This window comes from Candidatus Pantoea floridensis (assembly GCF_900215435.1).
In the GTDB taxonomy this organism is placed as follows: Bacteria; Pseudomonadota; Gammaproteobacteria; order Enterobacterales; family Enterobacteriaceae; genus Pantoea; species Pantoea floridensis.
On record NZ_OCMY01000001.1, the window covers coordinates 994,046 to 1,008,382 of the forward strand.

Below are 14,337 nucleotides of genomic sequence, written 5' to 3' on the forward strand. Positions count from 1 at the left end.
CAAGAATATATTTGGATGAACCGAAGGTTTTGATAGTTACTGGCTTTCAAGCGCAGCCGTGTGATGCAGTGCGCATTTATACAATTGGTCGCCATGAATGGCGACCCGACGGTTTTTGTAGGGTGCGCATTGATGCGCACCAGGCGTACTACAGCGCGGATCAACTACCGCGGTACGTCGACCACGACCACGGCGAAATCAGAAACGGCAGATGATAGTGGCTGCCCGTCGCGCCAATCACGAAATCGATCTGCGCACTCACATACAACGCATCACGTCCAGCACCTGCAAAATAATCGCCGATCTCTGCCGTCAAACGATAATGACCGGGCGCGAGCGGCTCGGGCGTTAAATCTTTGATGCGCCCGTCGCTGTCGGTTTCGCCTTCCACCAGCGGCAGCCAGCCTTCCGGGCTGTTTTGCTCGAGCGAAACTGCCACGCCAATCGCTGGTTTTCCCAGCGCGGTATCCAAAATGTGGGTAGTAATGGTGCTCATCTGATGCTCTCCTTCAGGCGTAATAGGGTGATTTCGCGCAGCTGCGCCAGCGCTTCACGCTGTTCACTCTCCGCATCATTGTTCAGCCGGCGCTGTAATTCCGCCAGCATCTCCTCGCCGCTGCGCCCTGTGGCGCGAATCAGGAATACCCGACCAAAACGCTGCTCGTAGGTTTGATTGCCCGCCAGCATCGCCAGCTGCAGTGCGCCGCTAGCCTGCTGCATCGCTGACTGCTCCTTGCGCGACAGCGCTGCATCTTTATCTGCCCCCGCCACCTTATCACCAATGCGCGGATGGGCGCTCAGCGCCTGACTCAACTCATCAGCCTGCCACAGCTGTGCCAGACGATCGGCGGTTGCCTGCAGCGCCGCCATGTCGGCAAAAGGTCGCGCTGCCACCAGCGCCTGTTGCCAGGCCGGAATCGCCACGCAGTGTGCAATCGCCGCCTGTGCAGCTTCGGGTGGCAACTGATTAAAGCTGACCAAATCCATATTTGTTCCTTTATACGCGGGCGATATCGCAAACTGCTTGCAGATAGGCCTGTACGCCGAGCGCCACATCGTCAGCCTGCACCGATTCCGCCGGATGATGGCTAATACCGCGATGATTGCGCACAAACAGCATCCCCACCGGCCAGCGCTCGGCGATAGCAATCGCATCATGACCCGCGCCGCTTGGCAGCGACAGGCTGCGCCCCTGCACGGTTTCCACCGCATGGCTCAGCGCCTGCTGCAAGCGCGCATCACAGGCGGTGGCGGCAATGTGGTAATACTCGTTGGCACTGAAGGTTAAGCCGCGACGCAGCGCAATCGCCTGCGCCTGAGTCAGCAGCGTCGAGAGCAAGCGCTCCAGCGGCTCATCCTGCGGACCGCGCACATCGAGCGAAAGCTGTACTTCACCGGGAATCACGTTAACCGCGCCCGGCAAGCAGCTTAGCGTGCCGACCGTCGCCACCAGCTGCGGATCCTGCTGCTGCGTGGTGTGTTCAATAAACACCATCCATTCGGCAGCGGCGGCCAGCGCATCTTTGCGATGCGTCATCGGCACGGTGCCGGCGTGGCCCGCTTCGCCAACAAAACTGCAGTTCAGACGACGCGCGCCGTTAATCGCGGTAACTACGCCGAGCGCCAAATCTTCCTGCTCGAGACACGGCCCCTGTTCAATATGCAATTCCAGATAGGCCGCGATGTCATTCACCTCGCGCGCCGCGTCGAAAATTTTTGCCGCATCGAAACCGACATCCTGCATCGCTTCCGCCACGGTGATGCCGTTGCCATCCGGATGCGTGACCCAACTTTCGGGCCAGCTGCCGGTAATGCCACGGCTGCCGAGCAGCGTAATGCCGAAACGCGTGCCCTCTTCATCGCCAAAGCCGACAATCTCAATCGCCAGCGGCAAACGCTGTTGACGATCGTGCAGCCACTGTACGGTTTCGATAGCGCTTAACACGCCGAGCATGCCGTCATAGCGACCGGCATTGCGCACCGTATCCAGATGCGAACCGAGCAGCAGCGCCTGCGCGCCCGGCTGTGCCGCTTCATAGCGGCCACAGATGTTGCCCACCGCATCCTGCCACGTCGTCATGCCCGCAGCCTGCATCCACTCAGCCACGCGTGCGTTAGCGCGCAGCTGTTCCGGCGACAGATAAACGCGCGTCAGCCCCTCTTCGCTTTCACTGATCGCCGCTAACGTGTCACAGCGCGCCATGACGCGCGCGGCGGCAGATTGTGCCTCGCTGGCGCTCATCAGGCTTTGTGTCATGCGCGGCTCCCGTAGAGATCCCACGCCGCCTGCAGCGCGGCGCCTTGCGTGGTGCGGTAACCCACGTGATTCAGCACCGCTTCCAGCGCGCTCAGGGTTTGCATCACGCAATCTTTGCGCGCGTTGTAGCCCATAGTGCCGATGCGCCAGACTTTGCCGTGCAGCGGCCCAAACGAAGTGCCGATTTCGATGCCGAAATCTTCCAGCACCAGTTTACGTACCCGATCGCCATTCACGCCCTGCGGGATCACCACGCCGAGCACGTTATTCATTTTGTGTTTAAGATCGCCGAAGGTTTCCAGGCCCATGCCCTGAATGCCTTTCAGCAGCGCATCGCCGTGCAGCTTATGGCGCGCGATGCCGTTATCTACTCCTTCCTGCATCATCAGCCGCGCACATTCTCGTGCGCCAAACAGCGCGGTGGTGGCTTCGGTGTGGTGATTAAGGCGTTCCGGTCCCCAGTAATCCATGATCATGCCGAGATCGAAATAGTTGGAGTAGATCATCTCGTCGTCGCCATCCTGATGATCGGCAGTGCGAATGCCCTCTTCCACGCACTTACGCCTGCGGATCACCGCTTCCATCTGCGGACTGAGGGTGATCGGCGAAGTGCCGGACGGTCCGCCAAGGCATTTCTGCATGCCAGCGGAGACCGCATCAAGGCCCCACGCATCGGTTTCCAGCGCGTTACCGCCGAGCGAGGCGGTGGCATCAGTATAAAAAAGCACGCCATATTTCTGGCAAATCGCGCCCAGTTCTTCCAGCGGCTGCAGCATGGTGGTGGAGGTGTCGCCCTGCACCGTCAGCAGCAGGCGCGGCTGCACCTTTTTGATCGCATCTTCAATCTGATCCGGGGTAAACACTTCGCCCCACGGCACTTCAATGGTATGTACTTCCGCGCGGCAGCGACGGGCAATTTCACACAGCAGGTGACCAAAACGGCCAAATACCGGCACCAGTACTTTGTCGCCTGGACGGATCGCCGACAGCAGGATCGCTTCGATTCCGGCGCGCGAGGTGCCGTCGATCAGCATCGTCCAGCGGTTTTCAGTGCGAAATACGCCACGGTACAGCGCCATCACTTCGTTCATGTAGTGCGTCATCGCCGGATCGTACTGACCAATCAGCTGGCTCGACATGGCGCGCAGCACGCGCGGATCGGCATTGATCGGGCCCGGTCCCATCAGCAGACGCTGTGGTGGATTGATTTGCGAAAATTGGCTGATATCCATGTTGTATTCCTTAATGAAAACCTAGAGGCGGACCGTGGAAATAAACTGCTTTAGCTCCGCGGTTTGCGGATTGGCGAACAGCGTTTTGCTGTCGCCCTGCTCCCAGACGCGCCCCTGATGCATAAAGACCACGCGATCGCCCACGTCGCGGGCGAAGTTCATTTCATGGGTGACGAGAATCAGCGTCATGCCTTCGGCGGCCAGCTGCTCCAGCACTTTCAGCACTTCGCCCACCAGCTCGGGATCGAGCGCTGAGGTGATCTCATCACAGAGTAAAACTTTCGGCTGCATCGCCAGTGCACGGGCGATCGCCACGCGCTGCTGCTGGCCGCCAGACAGATTGGCCGGGTAGTAATTGATGCGCTCACCAAGGCCGACTTTTTCCAGCATCTGCGTGGCCAGCGCGCGGCATTCGGCTTCGCTTTTCTTCAGCACGCGGCGCGGTGCCAGCATTACGTTTTCCAGCGCCGTCATGTGCGGGAACAGATTGAAGTTCTGGAATACCATGCCGACCGAACGGCTGATTTCCCGCGCCTGCGATTCGCGATCGGTAATGGTCATGCCGCCCAGTTTGATGCTGCCGTCCTGATAGCCTTCCAGCCCATTCATGCAGCGCAGCAAGGTACTTTTGCCCGATCCGCTGCGGCCAATAATCGAGATCACTTCGCCGTGATCGACATCGAGATCGACCCCTTTCAGCACGTGATTATCGCCGTAGTACTTCTGTACCTGATTAATGGTGATGAGCGGCATTGAATTTTTTCTCCAGGTACTGGCTGTAACGCGACAGCGGATAACACATCAGGAAGTAACCGAGCGCCACCAGGCCAAACACCTTGAACGGCTCATACGTCACGTTATTCAAAATGGTGCCGGCTTTGGTCAGCTCGACGAAACCGATAATCGAGGCCAGCGCGGTGCCTTTAATCACCTGCACGGCAAACCCAACCGTAGGCGCGATGGCGATACGAATCGCCTGCGGCGCGACCACGCGAAACAGCGTTTGACCAAAGGTCAGGCCGAGACAGCGCGACGCTTCCCACTGCCCTTTTGGCAGTGCGCGAATGCTGCCGTACCAGATATCCACCAGAAACGCGCTGGTGTAGAGCGTTAAGGCCAGCGAGGCGGCGGTCCAGGGCGCCACGTCGATGCCGAACAAGCCGACGCCGAAGAAGGCGAGGAACAGCTGCATCAGCAGCGGCGTGCCCTGAAACAGCTCGGTGTAGGCGCGCACCAGGCGCATCGGCCATTTACGTTTCAGCAGGCGCATAAACAGCAGCGGCAAGGTCACCAGCGTGCCGCCAAAAAACGCCACCAGCGAAAGTAAAATTGTCCAGCGCGCTGCCAGCAGCAGGTTGCGCAGGATGTCCCAGTCGGTAAATTGCGTCATCATGCCGGCTGCGCTCCCAACCATTTACGTCCCAGCGCCAGCAGCAGTTGGCGCATGGCAATCGACAACGCCAGATAGATCAGCGTGGTCACGAAATAGACTTCAAAACTCAAAAAGGTGCGCGACTGAATCAGGTTGGCGGCGAAGGTCAACTCTTCGTACGACACCTGCGACACCACCGACGAGCCGAGCATCACAATGATGCATTGGCTGACCAGCGCCGGATAAATACGCTGCAGCGACGGCGGCAGCACCACGCGGATAAAGGTTTGCGTGCGGGTCAATCCCAGCACGCGCCCCGCTTCCCACTGCCCGCGCGGCGTCACCTGAATGCCGGCGCGAATAATTTCGGTGCTGTACGCGCCAAGGTTAATCAACATCGCCAGCAGCGCGGCTTCACCCGCCGTCAGTTTCAGACCCAGATTGGGCAACCCAAAGACGATGAAAAACAGCTGGACCACAAACGGCGTATTACGAATCAGCTCGACGTACAGGCCCCAGATGCGGCTCGCCCAGCTCGGTTTGCCGCTGCGCAGCGCCGCGCCGAGAATACCGAGGCTGACACCGCCCACGGTGGCGAGCACGGTGATCTGAATCGTGACCCACAGTCCGGCCAGCAACTCTGGCCAGTGCGGCCAGAGATCGGCGAAGTTAAGTTGCGCCATACTTTATGCGCCGAGGTTCGCTGGCAGCGGCGCTTTCAGCCACTCTTCCGACAGCTTGTTCAGCGTGCCGTCTTTGATGCCCTGCTCAATCAGCGCATTCACTTTCTCTTTCAGCGCCGGCTCATCTTTTTTCAGGCCGATGTAGCACGGTGAATCTTTCAGCATAAACTGGGCAACCGGCGCTTTTTCGGCGTTCTGGCGCGCAATCGCCGCCACCACCAGGTTGCCCGTCGCCACGTACTGCACTTGTCCGGAAAGGTAGGCCGACAGCGTGGTGTTGTTATCTTCATAACGCTTCACCTGCGCCTCTTTCGGGGCGATATCGCTTAACACCATATCTTCCACTGCACCGCGCGTGACGCCGATCGATTTACCGCTCAGCGCTGCCGCATCTTTCAGCGTTTCGCCTTTCGGACCAAATACGCCGAGGAAGAATGGCGCGTAAGCGCGGGTGAAATCGATCACTTTTTCACGCTCGGCGTTTTTACCCATGCTGGAGATCACCAGATCGACTTTATCGGTCTGCAGATACGGCACGCGGTTAGCACTGGAAACGGGCACCAGCTGCAACTTCAGTTTCATCTGTTTGGCGAGATACTTCGCCATGTCGATATCGTAGCCCTGCGGTTGCAGATCTGTACCTACAGAACCGAACGGCGGGAAGTCCTGCGGAACCGCTACGCGGATCACGCCGCGCTTTTGGATATCCTGCAGCTGATCGGCCATCGCACTCCCGACCTGCGCCATCAGCAATGCCGCGCCCGCTACCGCTAATAATACTTTTTTCATTATGCACCCCGGTGAGTTTACGTGAAACAAAAGATTCTTGATGAATCATTCTGCAACTAATGTGCCAACCGCAGTGCTGGGAGAAGAAAGGGGAAAAAACGGGAATTTACCGCGTTGAAGGCAGCAAAAACGGGCATCGCGCCCGTTGAAATTAACGATCAAAAACAGTGCAATGCACCACAATGGCGCCCGTTAACGGTGTTCCAGCTCGTCGAGATGCTGATAAAGATCGGCAATTTGATGGATGCGCTGACGGCCCTGCGACAACATTTCATGCAGCAAAGCGTTGGCCAGCAGGTTAATCAGACTCATGGCGGAGGCGTAGCTATCAAAAGCGGAAACGCTGTCGAGCGGCGCACAAAGCTGCCAGCGCGCCAGCGTAATAATCCCCTGCGCCTGCGGCTCACACAGCGCCAGCACCGGAATGTTGCTCTGCTGCAGCTGCTGCATCAGCGGACGAATTATGCGCGGGCGGCGGCGAAACGCCATCACCACTACAATGTCCTCCGGCGTGATGTCCACCAGCTCTTCGCCCAGCGTCTGGCCCGGCTGCGGCAGGACATGCACCTGTGGACGCGCCTGCATCAGCTGCTGACGCAGATGCAGCGCCACCGGATACGCATTGCGCATGCCGATGATAAACACCCGTTTAGCCACGCCCAGCGCCGCAATCACCTCACCGAACTGCTGCGGATCGATGCTGTTGACCCACTGCGTCAGATTCGCCATTTCTTGCTTGTAGTGGCGCGACAGTAAGGTGTTGCCCTGCACCGCATCGCGATTGTCGGTGAGCGGCATGCCGCTCTGGCGCAGGATGCGCAGCTCATCGCGCATGTCCTTGTATTTTTCGTAACCGAGACGCTTGAATAAACGACTGACCGTGGCCTTTGAGACACCGCTCAATCGCGCCAGCTCGGCGCTGTTGTAGCTGATCAGGTCATCAAAATGGTCAAATACGAAGTCGGCAATGCGCTGCTCCTGCGGCGACAGTTGCGGATAGTGACTACGAAGTCGTTCATCAAGTTGTTTCATCATCGGTCCTGTAACTTTTGTTTCATCACAAGCTAGCATAAATCGATCCAGATTGATGTCCGAGCAAAACTGGAACAGCTCTTGCTTAGGTTTATGCAGGATCTGCCAGGTGCGCATAAATGCGCACCCTACAAAACCTGCACCGTGCTGTTGTAGGGTCGCATTCGTGGCGAACAGCGGCCAGGTGCGCATAAATGCGCACCCTACAAAACCTGCACCGTGCTGTTGTAGGGTCGCCATTTATGGCGACCCCTGTCAGATGCACCCTACAAGTAATTACAGAGAAAGAGTTCACTATGATACAGAGCAATATGGCGCCGTTAGGCATGGCCGTTACGCCGCATCATCTTGCCAGCGAAAGCGCGTTAGCGGTGCTGCGTGAAGGCGGCAGCGCAATTGAAGCGATGGTGGCTGCGGCCGCCACCATCGCCGTGGTTTATCCGCACATGAACGGTTTGGGCGGCGACGGTTTCTGGTTGGTGGTGCCACCTAACGGCGATCCCATCGCCATTGACGCCAGCGGGGCGGCCGGTTCGCTGGCGCATGTCGATTTCTATCACGGCGAAACCCATATTCCGCATCGCGGGCCGAAAGCGGCATTAACCGTTGCCGGCACCGTGAGCGGCTGGCAGGAAGCCTTAACGCTGGCGCAGGAACTCGGTGCCGCGCAGCTGCCGTTAACTCGCCTGCTGCGCGATGCGATTCGCTATGCCGCCGACGGGATTCCGGTCACCGCTTCGCAAGCCGCCGCCACCGCCGCTAAGCAGCATGAGCTGCAGCATCAGCCCGGTTTTGCCGCCACTTACTTACCGGACGGCAGCGTGCCCGCCGCAGGCAGCCGCTTCACCCAACCGGCGCTGGCCAATACGCTGAGCATGTTGTGCGATCACGGGCTGGAGAGTTTTTATCGCGGCGAACTGGCGCACCATCTGGCGCGCGAAATGACCGCACTTGGGATGCCGATCACCCTGGAAGATTTGCAAACCCACCAAGCGCGGCGCTGCACGCCACTGCATCTGGCACACAGCGAAGGCGATATCTGGAACATGACGCCGCCGACCCAGGGTTTGGTGTCGCTGGCGATCCTCGGCATTACCGATCGGCTCGCTATGGCAGACGCCGATGAGGCACAAACCGTGCACCGCATCGTTGAAGCCACCAAAAAAGCCTTCGCGCTGCGCGACCAGCACATCACCGATCCGCGCCACATCGACATTGATGTGCAGAGCCTGTTGGACGCCGAACATCTCAGCACGCTGGCGGCACAGGTAGACGACCGGCAAGCCGCGTCGTGGGGCACCGGACGCGGACCCGGCGACACGGTGTGGATGGGCGTGATGGACAGCAGCGGGCTGGCGGTCTCCTTTATCCAGAGCATCTACCACGAATTCGGCAGCGGCGTGGTATTGCCCGGCACCGGCATCACCTGGCAAAACCGTGGCGCTGCGTTCAGCCTGCAGCCCGACCATCTGCTGGCGCTGCAGCCGGGCAAACAGCCGTTCCACACGCTCAATCCTGCCGCCGCGCGTCTTAAAGATGGCCGCACCATGGTGTATGGCTCAATGGGCGGCGACGGCCAGCCGCAAACCCAGGCGGCGATTTTCACGCGCCATGTGATTCAGGGGCAGCCGTTGCAACAGGCAGTGAGCGCGCCGCGCTGGCTGCTGGGCCGCACCTGGGGACAATCATCGGATTCACTCAAGCTTGAAGCCCGCATCGCGCCGGAAACGGTGCAGCAGCTGCGCGCGCTCGGCCATGAGGTGGAACTGCTGCCTGACTTCAGTGAAGTGGTCGGCCATGCGGGTGCCATCGTTCGACATAACAACGGCATGCTGGAAGGCGCGTTCGATCCGCGCAGCAACGGCAGCGCCGCCGGTTTCTAACGGAGATTATTGATGAGTTCACAACCGGACTGGGCCTCCTATATCGCCCAAATGGAGCAGATTCTGGCGCTGGAGCTGGACGATGCGCGCCGTGCCGAATTGCTGACGCAATTTAATCGCATCGCCGCGATGGCCGAGCCGCTGATGGCGCTGCCGCTCGACGATCGCCTGGAAGTGGCGGGAGTGTTCCATCCATGAAACTGTCGTCATTATCGATTAACGCCCTGCATCAGGCGCTCAGCCTGGGTGAAATTAGCGCCCGCGAGATCGCACAAACGACGCTGGCAGCGATTGAGCAACATAACCCGGCGCTCAACGCCTGGACCGAAGTGACCGGCCAACGCATGCTGCGTGAAGCCGAGCAACTCGATCGGCAACGCCAGCGCGGCGAGACATTAGCGCCGTTGGCCGGCATTCCGTATGCGGTAAAGAACCTGTTTGATGTCGCTGGACACAGCACTTTAGCCGGTGCCAGCCTGTTCAGCGATCGCGCCGCGGCACGCGAAGATGCCTGGGCGGTGAGCAAACTGCGTCAGTCCGGCGCGCTGCTCTCCGGTATGTTGAATATGGATGCCTACGCTTACGGCTTTACCACCGAAAACACCCATTATGGCGCGACGCACAACCCACGAGATCTAACCCGCGTGGCGGGCGGCTCGTCCGGCGGTTCGGCGGCGGCGGTTGCAGCGGGTTTGGTGCACTTTTCACTCGGCACCGACACTAACGGTTCGATCCGCGTGCCCGCTTCGCTGTGCGGCATCTTCGGTTTAAAACCCACTTTTGGTCGCCTGTCGCGCAGCGGCAGCCATCCGTTTGTCGCCAGTCTCGATCACATCGGCCCGTTTGCCCGGTCGGTGGAAGATTTGAGCCTGGTGTATGACACTCTGCAAGGGGCGGATGCCAGCGATGCCTTCCAGGCCGCACAGCCGGTTGCGCCGGTCAGCGATTTACTGCGCCACGGCGCAGAAGGCGTGCGCAGCGCAGTGCTCGGTGGTTTCTTCTCAACCTGGTGCAGCGATGAAGCGCGCGCCGCTGTGGCAGTGGTCGCCAAAGCGTTAAATGCCGTGGAGGAAGTCAGCTTACCCAATGCTGAAATCGCGCGTTCGGCGGCCTTTATCATGACCGCCGCCGAAGGTGGCAATCACTATTTACCTGCGCTGCGTAGCCAGCCGGAGCAGTTCGAGCCTAATTCGCGTGAACGCTTGCTGGCTGGCGCGATGCTGCCCTCGGCGTGGTATGTACAGGCACAGCGTTTCCGCCGTCACTTCCAGCAGCAGGTGCTACCGCTGTTTGAGCAGTTCGACGTGCTGATTGCGCCTGCCACGCCGTGCACCGCCACTACCATCGGCCAGGAAACCATTCACATCAACGGCCAGGATTTGCCGACGCGCGCCAGCATGGGCATGCTCACCCAGCCGATCTCCTTCCTCGGCTTACCGGTGTGCACCGTACCGCTGCACACCGCCAGCGGCTTGCCAATTGGTTTGCAATTGATCGCCGCACCGTTTAAAGAACATCTGGCACTGCGCGCCGCCTGGGCGCTGCAACAGCAGGGGCTGACGCTGCCACAAACCACCTTAATGGACGCCTGAAGATGACACCTGAAGATATCGACCGCCCGGCGGTACTCGCCGACGTCACCGCCGCCTTTTATCGCTACGAGCAAGCGCTGATTAGCAATGACATCGCGGTGCTGGATGAGCTGTTCTGGCACGACCCACGCACCGTGCGCCTGGGTGCGGGTGAGAATTTATATGGCATTGACGAGATCCGCGCGTTTCGCGCCGCGCGCCCGTCAAAAGGCCTGGATCGTACGCTGCGCAATACGGTGATCACTACCTTTGGTGATGATTATGCGGTGTGCAGTACTGAGTTTACGCGCGCGGGCGTGGAGCAGATTGGGCGTCAACAACAGACGTGGGTCCGGATGCCGGAAGGGTGGCGGATTGTTGCAGCACAGGTCAGCTTGATGAGCTGACCTGTGCTGCCAGGTCAAGGGCGGTTTCGATCGGCTTTCAGCCGACCGACCCAGGGGAGGCAGTCGCCCCTCCCCTGGGAACCCGGGCTTTTCGGCAGCACTCTCGCCCGCTACGCGGGTTCCCTCGTCAAATCCCACTTCCTGACGGACCGGCCCTGATTCGCCATCCTGGCTCAGCAGGCCCTTTCGCCGCCGTCCTGGCGGCTCATCCTGGAAGCAGGCTTCTCCTCGGCGAGAGTGATGCCGACTCAACACCCCCGCTGCACTATCTCTAATAAAATCAAAAAATTCTATCGCTACACGATCTCTTTTTAGGGCAGAGGTTTGGCAGCTGGGGGAGTGTCGTCAGAATTGCCGAACGGAGGGGGGATTCCAGGATGAGCCGCCAGGACGGCGGCGAGAGGCTGCGCTGAGCAGGAGCGAATCGCAGCCGGTCCGTCAGGAATTCACCTGAAGTGAGGGGACCGCGCAGCGGCAATTCTGCCGACAAAGAGACCGGGTCCCCAGGGGAGGGGCGACTGCCTCCCCTGGGTCGGTTGTCCGCAGGACAATCGAAACCGCCGTTGACCTTGAAGTTAACCTTGACCTTGAAAAGCCCTTAAAGGCTTTTAAAAAGCGGTCTGGCAGTCCGCCAGCGCCCATCAAGCATCCGGCGCGGGATGCGTCTTAATCCAATGGTCGGCAATTTGCTGCCTCGTACACACCCATACATCCTCATGCTGCTGAATATGATCGAGGAAGCGCTGCAGTCCGCGGAATTTCCCCGGACGCCCCAGCAGGCGACAGTGCATGCCAATCGACATCATCTTCGGCGCGGTTTCGCCCTCTTCATACAGCACATCAAAGGTGTCACGCAGGTAGGTGAAGAACTGCTCTGCGGTGTTGAAGCCCTGCGGCGAGGCGAAGCGCATGTCGTTGCACTCCAGCGTGTAGGGAATGATCAGATGCGGTTTTACCGTGCCGTCCTGACAGGTGACCTGCGTCCAGAATGGCAGGTCGTCGCCGTAGTAATCGCTGTCGTAGCTGAATCCGCCCTGCTCGACCACTAAGCGACGCGTGTTCGGGCTGTCGCGGCCGGTGTACCAGCCGGTCGGCGCTTTGCCAAACAGATCGGTTAACACATCAACCGCCTGCTGCATATGCTGGCGCTCGGTTTTCGCGTCCATCGACTGATAGTGGATCCAGCGCCAGCCATGGCTGACTACATCGTAATCTGCCGCTTTAATCGCGTTGACGATTTCCGGATGACGCGCCAGCGCCATCGCCACGCCAAACACCGTTAACGGCAAACCGCGCTTTTGAAATTCATTATGGATGCGCCAGAAACCGGCGCGTGAGCCATATTCATACAGCGAATCCATCGACATATGACGATCGGCGTAGCTGGCCGCACCGATAATATCGGAAAGAAACTGCTCGGAACCGGCATCGCCGTGCAGCACGTTATTCTCGGCACCCTCTTCGTAGTTGAGGACAAACTGCACCGCCACCCGCGCCTTGCCTGGCCACTGCGCATGCGGTGGGTTGCCGGCATAGCCGATCAGATCGCGTGGATAGTTCTTGTTGAAGCTGTACTCTTTCTTTTCAGATACATCATTCATTCTGCAAGTTCCTGTCGTCAGTCCTCAACCAGCACTTAGTTTAGGTGCTGAAATGCCCCGCTGAGCGGTTTTTCGAGCGGATAATCGAGATCGCCATGCTTACTGGTGCCGAAGCCTAGCGCCACCAGCGACTCCACCATTTTCACCGCGGCGCTTACGCCGTCGATCACCGGCAATCCAAGCTCTTTGGTTAACTCTTGCGCCAGCGATGCCATGCCGCCGCAGCCTAAGACAATCGCACCGCTGCCATCTTCACGTTTCGCCTGAATGCAGCGCTGACGCACCTTCTCCTGCGCCACACCGCTACCGTCCTCCAGCGCCAGCACCGGCAGATCGATGGCGTGCAGCGCAGCGCAATGGTGGGTAAAACCGTATTGCTGCAGCAAATGGCGGGCAATTACCAGCGTGCGCGGCAAGGTGGTGACGATTGAGAAGCGCGTTGCCACCAGCGTGGCAGTGTGCATCGCCGCTTCTGCGATGCCGATCACCGGTCCGCTCGCCAGTTCGCGCGCCGCCAGTAATCCCGGATCGCCAAAGCAGGCAATAATATGGCCGCTAACCCCCTGCTCTTTACCGCGCTTCACCTGCTCCAGCACGCCAATCGCCGCAATGGCTTCATCAAAATGCCCTTCAATCGACGGCACGCCGTGGTCTGGACATACCGCCAGAATCTCGGTGCCCGGTGCGGCGACCGCGCGGGCGGCGGCGCCAATGGTTTCCGTCATCGCCAGGCTGGTATTGGGATTGATCACCTGGATCAGGCTCATGATGCCGCTCCTTTGTTACCGGCAAATAACCGGGAGAAATCGGGTAACGTTTCGCCGCTGCGCTCAAAGTGCAGACTGCTAACAATGTGCTCAAAGTGGTGCTGCAGAGCGGCGGTTAACGCCGGCAGATCTTTTTTTCGTAGCAGATCCACGAGCCGATCGTGATGATCGCAACGGCAGCCGCGCTGCCACGGCGCGCCGTAAGCGGCGATCACCAGCGACGAGCGCTGCGTTAAACGCGTCACCATATCGGTAAGCACTGCATTACCGGAAATCGCCTGCAGCTGAATATGGAAGGCGGCGGATAAGCGGATCGCGGCGGCACCATCGTGCTGCTGGTGCGCCTGCTGTTCGGACTCAATCAGATCGGCCAGCGCGGCCAAATGCGGTTGCTGCACATGGCTCAGCACCGCCGGCAGATTTGCACACTCCAATAAACTACGGGTGGTGAAGATATCGCGTGCTTCATCCACGCCCGGCGTCGCTACTTGTGCACCACGTCTGGGCGACAAGGTGATCATTTGCACCGCGGCGAGGCGTTGCAGCACTTTACGAATGCCGGTGCGGCTCACGCCAAATACTTCTGATAAGGCTTCTTCCGGCAATTTACTGCCCGGCGGCAGTTGATGTTCAACGATGGCGGTGAGAAGCGCCTGGTAGATGGGTTCATCGCGATCGGTCAGATCGGCAGCCGTTTTCTGGCCTGTTTCACTCTTCATTACCTGCTCCGGTAAGTGCCTGTG

Annotated in this window: 16 protein-coding genes; 4 read left to right on the forward strand and 12 right to left on the reverse strand. The window is 59.4% G+C overall.

From position 1 onward, the window contains the following. Positions 1–160 precede the first annotated feature (160 nt). The 9 genes from uraH to hpxU form a co-directional block, all read right to left on the reverse strand. Complete coding sequence (uraH, locus tag CRO19_RS04750) at positions 161–496, reverse strand: hydroxyisourate hydrolase (RefSeq protein WP_097094832.1); 336 nt, start codon at positions 494–496, stop codon at positions 161–163. After that, positions 493–987: a 2-oxo-4-hydroxy-4-carboxy-5-ureidoimidazoline decarboxylase gene (gene uraD / locus CRO19_RS04755; protein WP_097094833.1), complete on the reverse strand. Its 495-nt coding sequence runs from the start codon at positions 985–987 to the stop codon at positions 493–495. Before uraD ends, uraH begins: the two co-directional genes overlap by 4 nt. A gap of 10 nt (positions 988–997) precedes the next feature. After that, positions 998–2,257: an allantoate amidohydrolase gene (gene hpxK, locus CRO19_RS04760; protein ID WP_097094834.1), complete on the reverse strand. Its 1,260-nt coding sequence runs from the start codon at positions 2,255–2,257 to the stop codon at positions 998–1,000. Next, positions 2,254–3,489, reverse strand: a complete 1,236-nt coding sequence (locus tag CRO19_RS04765) for a pyridoxal-phosphate-dependent aminotransferase family protein (RefSeq protein ID WP_097094835.1) — start codon at positions 3,487–3,489, stop codon at positions 2,254–2,256. The genes hpxK and CRO19_RS04765 overlap by 4 nt, the downstream gene beginning before the upstream one ends. A gap of 21 nt (positions 3,490–3,510) precedes the next feature. Beyond that, the gene (locus tag CRO19_RS04770) at positions 3,511–4,242 is read right to left on the reverse strand and encodes an amino acid ABC transporter ATP-binding protein (RefSeq protein WP_064740345.1); all 732 of its coding nucleotides are present in this window, start codon (positions 4,240–4,242) and stop codon (positions 3,511–3,513) included. Further along, the gene (locus CRO19_RS04775; protein ID WP_097097590.1) at positions 4,223–4,879 is read right to left on the reverse strand and encodes an amino acid ABC transporter permease; all 657 of its coding nucleotides are present in this window, start codon (positions 4,877–4,879) and stop codon (positions 4,223–4,225) included. Before CRO19_RS04775 ends, CRO19_RS04770 begins: the two co-directional genes overlap by 20 nt. Beyond that, positions 4,879–5,544, reverse strand: coding sequence for an amino acid ABC transporter permease (locus CRO19_RS04780; RefSeq protein ID WP_061717544.1), 666 nt, complete (start codon positions 5,542–5,544; stop codon positions 4,879–4,881). The genes CRO19_RS04775 and CRO19_RS04780 overlap by 1 nt, the downstream gene beginning before the upstream one ends. 3 nt (positions 5,545–5,547) lie before the next feature. Beyond that, complete coding sequence (locus CRO19_RS04785) at positions 5,548–6,333, reverse strand: transporter substrate-binding domain-containing protein (protein WP_097094836.1); 786 nt, start codon at positions 6,331–6,333, stop codon at positions 5,548–5,550. Between the two features lie 192 nt (positions 6,334–6,525). Beyond that, positions 6,526–7,365 carry a MurR/RpiR family transcriptional regulator HpxU gene (gene hpxU, locus CRO19_RS04790; protein ID WP_097097591.1) on the reverse strand — a complete coding sequence of 280 codons (840 nt, stop codon included), beginning with the start codon at positions 7,363–7,365 and terminating at the stop codon, positions 6,526–6,528. A gap of 296 nt (positions 7,366–7,661) precedes the next feature. Here hpxU and CRO19_RS04795 point away from each other — a divergent pair, with 296 nt between their 5' ends. Genes CRO19_RS04795 through hpxZ form a run of 4 tightly spaced genes read left to right on the forward strand, consistent with a single transcriptional unit; the run spans position 7,662 to position 11,226 of the window. Next, the gene (locus CRO19_RS04795) at positions 7,662–9,248 is read left to right on the forward strand and encodes a gamma-glutamyltransferase family protein (protein WP_097094837.1); all 1,587 of its coding nucleotides are present in this window, start codon (positions 7,662–7,664) and stop codon (positions 9,246–9,248) included. A 12-nt stretch (positions 9,249–9,260) separates the two neighbouring features. After that, positions 9,261–9,446 (forward strand): oxalurate catabolism protein HpxX, encoded by a 186-nt coding sequence (gene hpxX / locus CRO19_RS04800; protein WP_097094838.1) that lies wholly within the window; start codon positions 9,261–9,263, stop codon positions 9,444–9,446. After that, positions 9,443–10,840, forward strand: a complete 1,398-nt coding sequence (locus CRO19_RS04805; protein WP_097094839.1) for an AtzE family amidohydrolase — start codon at positions 9,443–9,445, stop codon at positions 10,838–10,840. The genes hpxX and CRO19_RS04805 overlap by 4 nt, the downstream gene beginning before the upstream one ends. Positions 10,841–10,842: 2 nt before the next feature. After that, positions 10,843–11,226, forward strand: coding sequence for an oxalurate catabolism protein HpxZ (hpxZ, locus tag CRO19_RS04810; protein ID WP_097094840.1), 384 nt, complete (start codon positions 10,843–10,845; stop codon positions 11,224–11,226). Positions 11,227–11,867: 641 nt separating this feature from the next. Here hpxZ and puuE read toward each other — a convergent pair. Genes puuE through CRO19_RS04825 form a run of 3 tightly spaced genes read right to left on the reverse strand, consistent with a single transcriptional unit; the run spans position 11,868 to position 14,313 of the window. After that, positions 11,868–12,827 (reverse strand): allantoinase PuuE, encoded by a 960-nt coding sequence (gene puuE / locus CRO19_RS04815; RefSeq protein WP_097094841.1) that lies wholly within the window; start codon positions 12,825–12,827, stop codon positions 11,868–11,870. Positions 12,828–12,862: 35 nt separating this feature from the next. Then, positions 12,863–13,594: an allantoin racemase gene (gene hpxA, locus CRO19_RS04820; protein WP_097094842.1), complete on the reverse strand. Its 732-nt coding sequence runs from the start codon at positions 13,592–13,594 to the stop codon at positions 12,863–12,865. Then, on the reverse strand, positions 13,591–14,313 hold the full coding sequence (locus tag CRO19_RS04825) for a GntR family transcriptional regulator (protein ID WP_097094843.1): 723 nt from the start codon (positions 14,311–14,313) through the stop codon (positions 13,591–13,593). Before CRO19_RS04825 ends, hpxA begins: the two co-directional genes overlap by 4 nt. Positions 14,314–14,337: the final 24 nt, after the last annotated feature.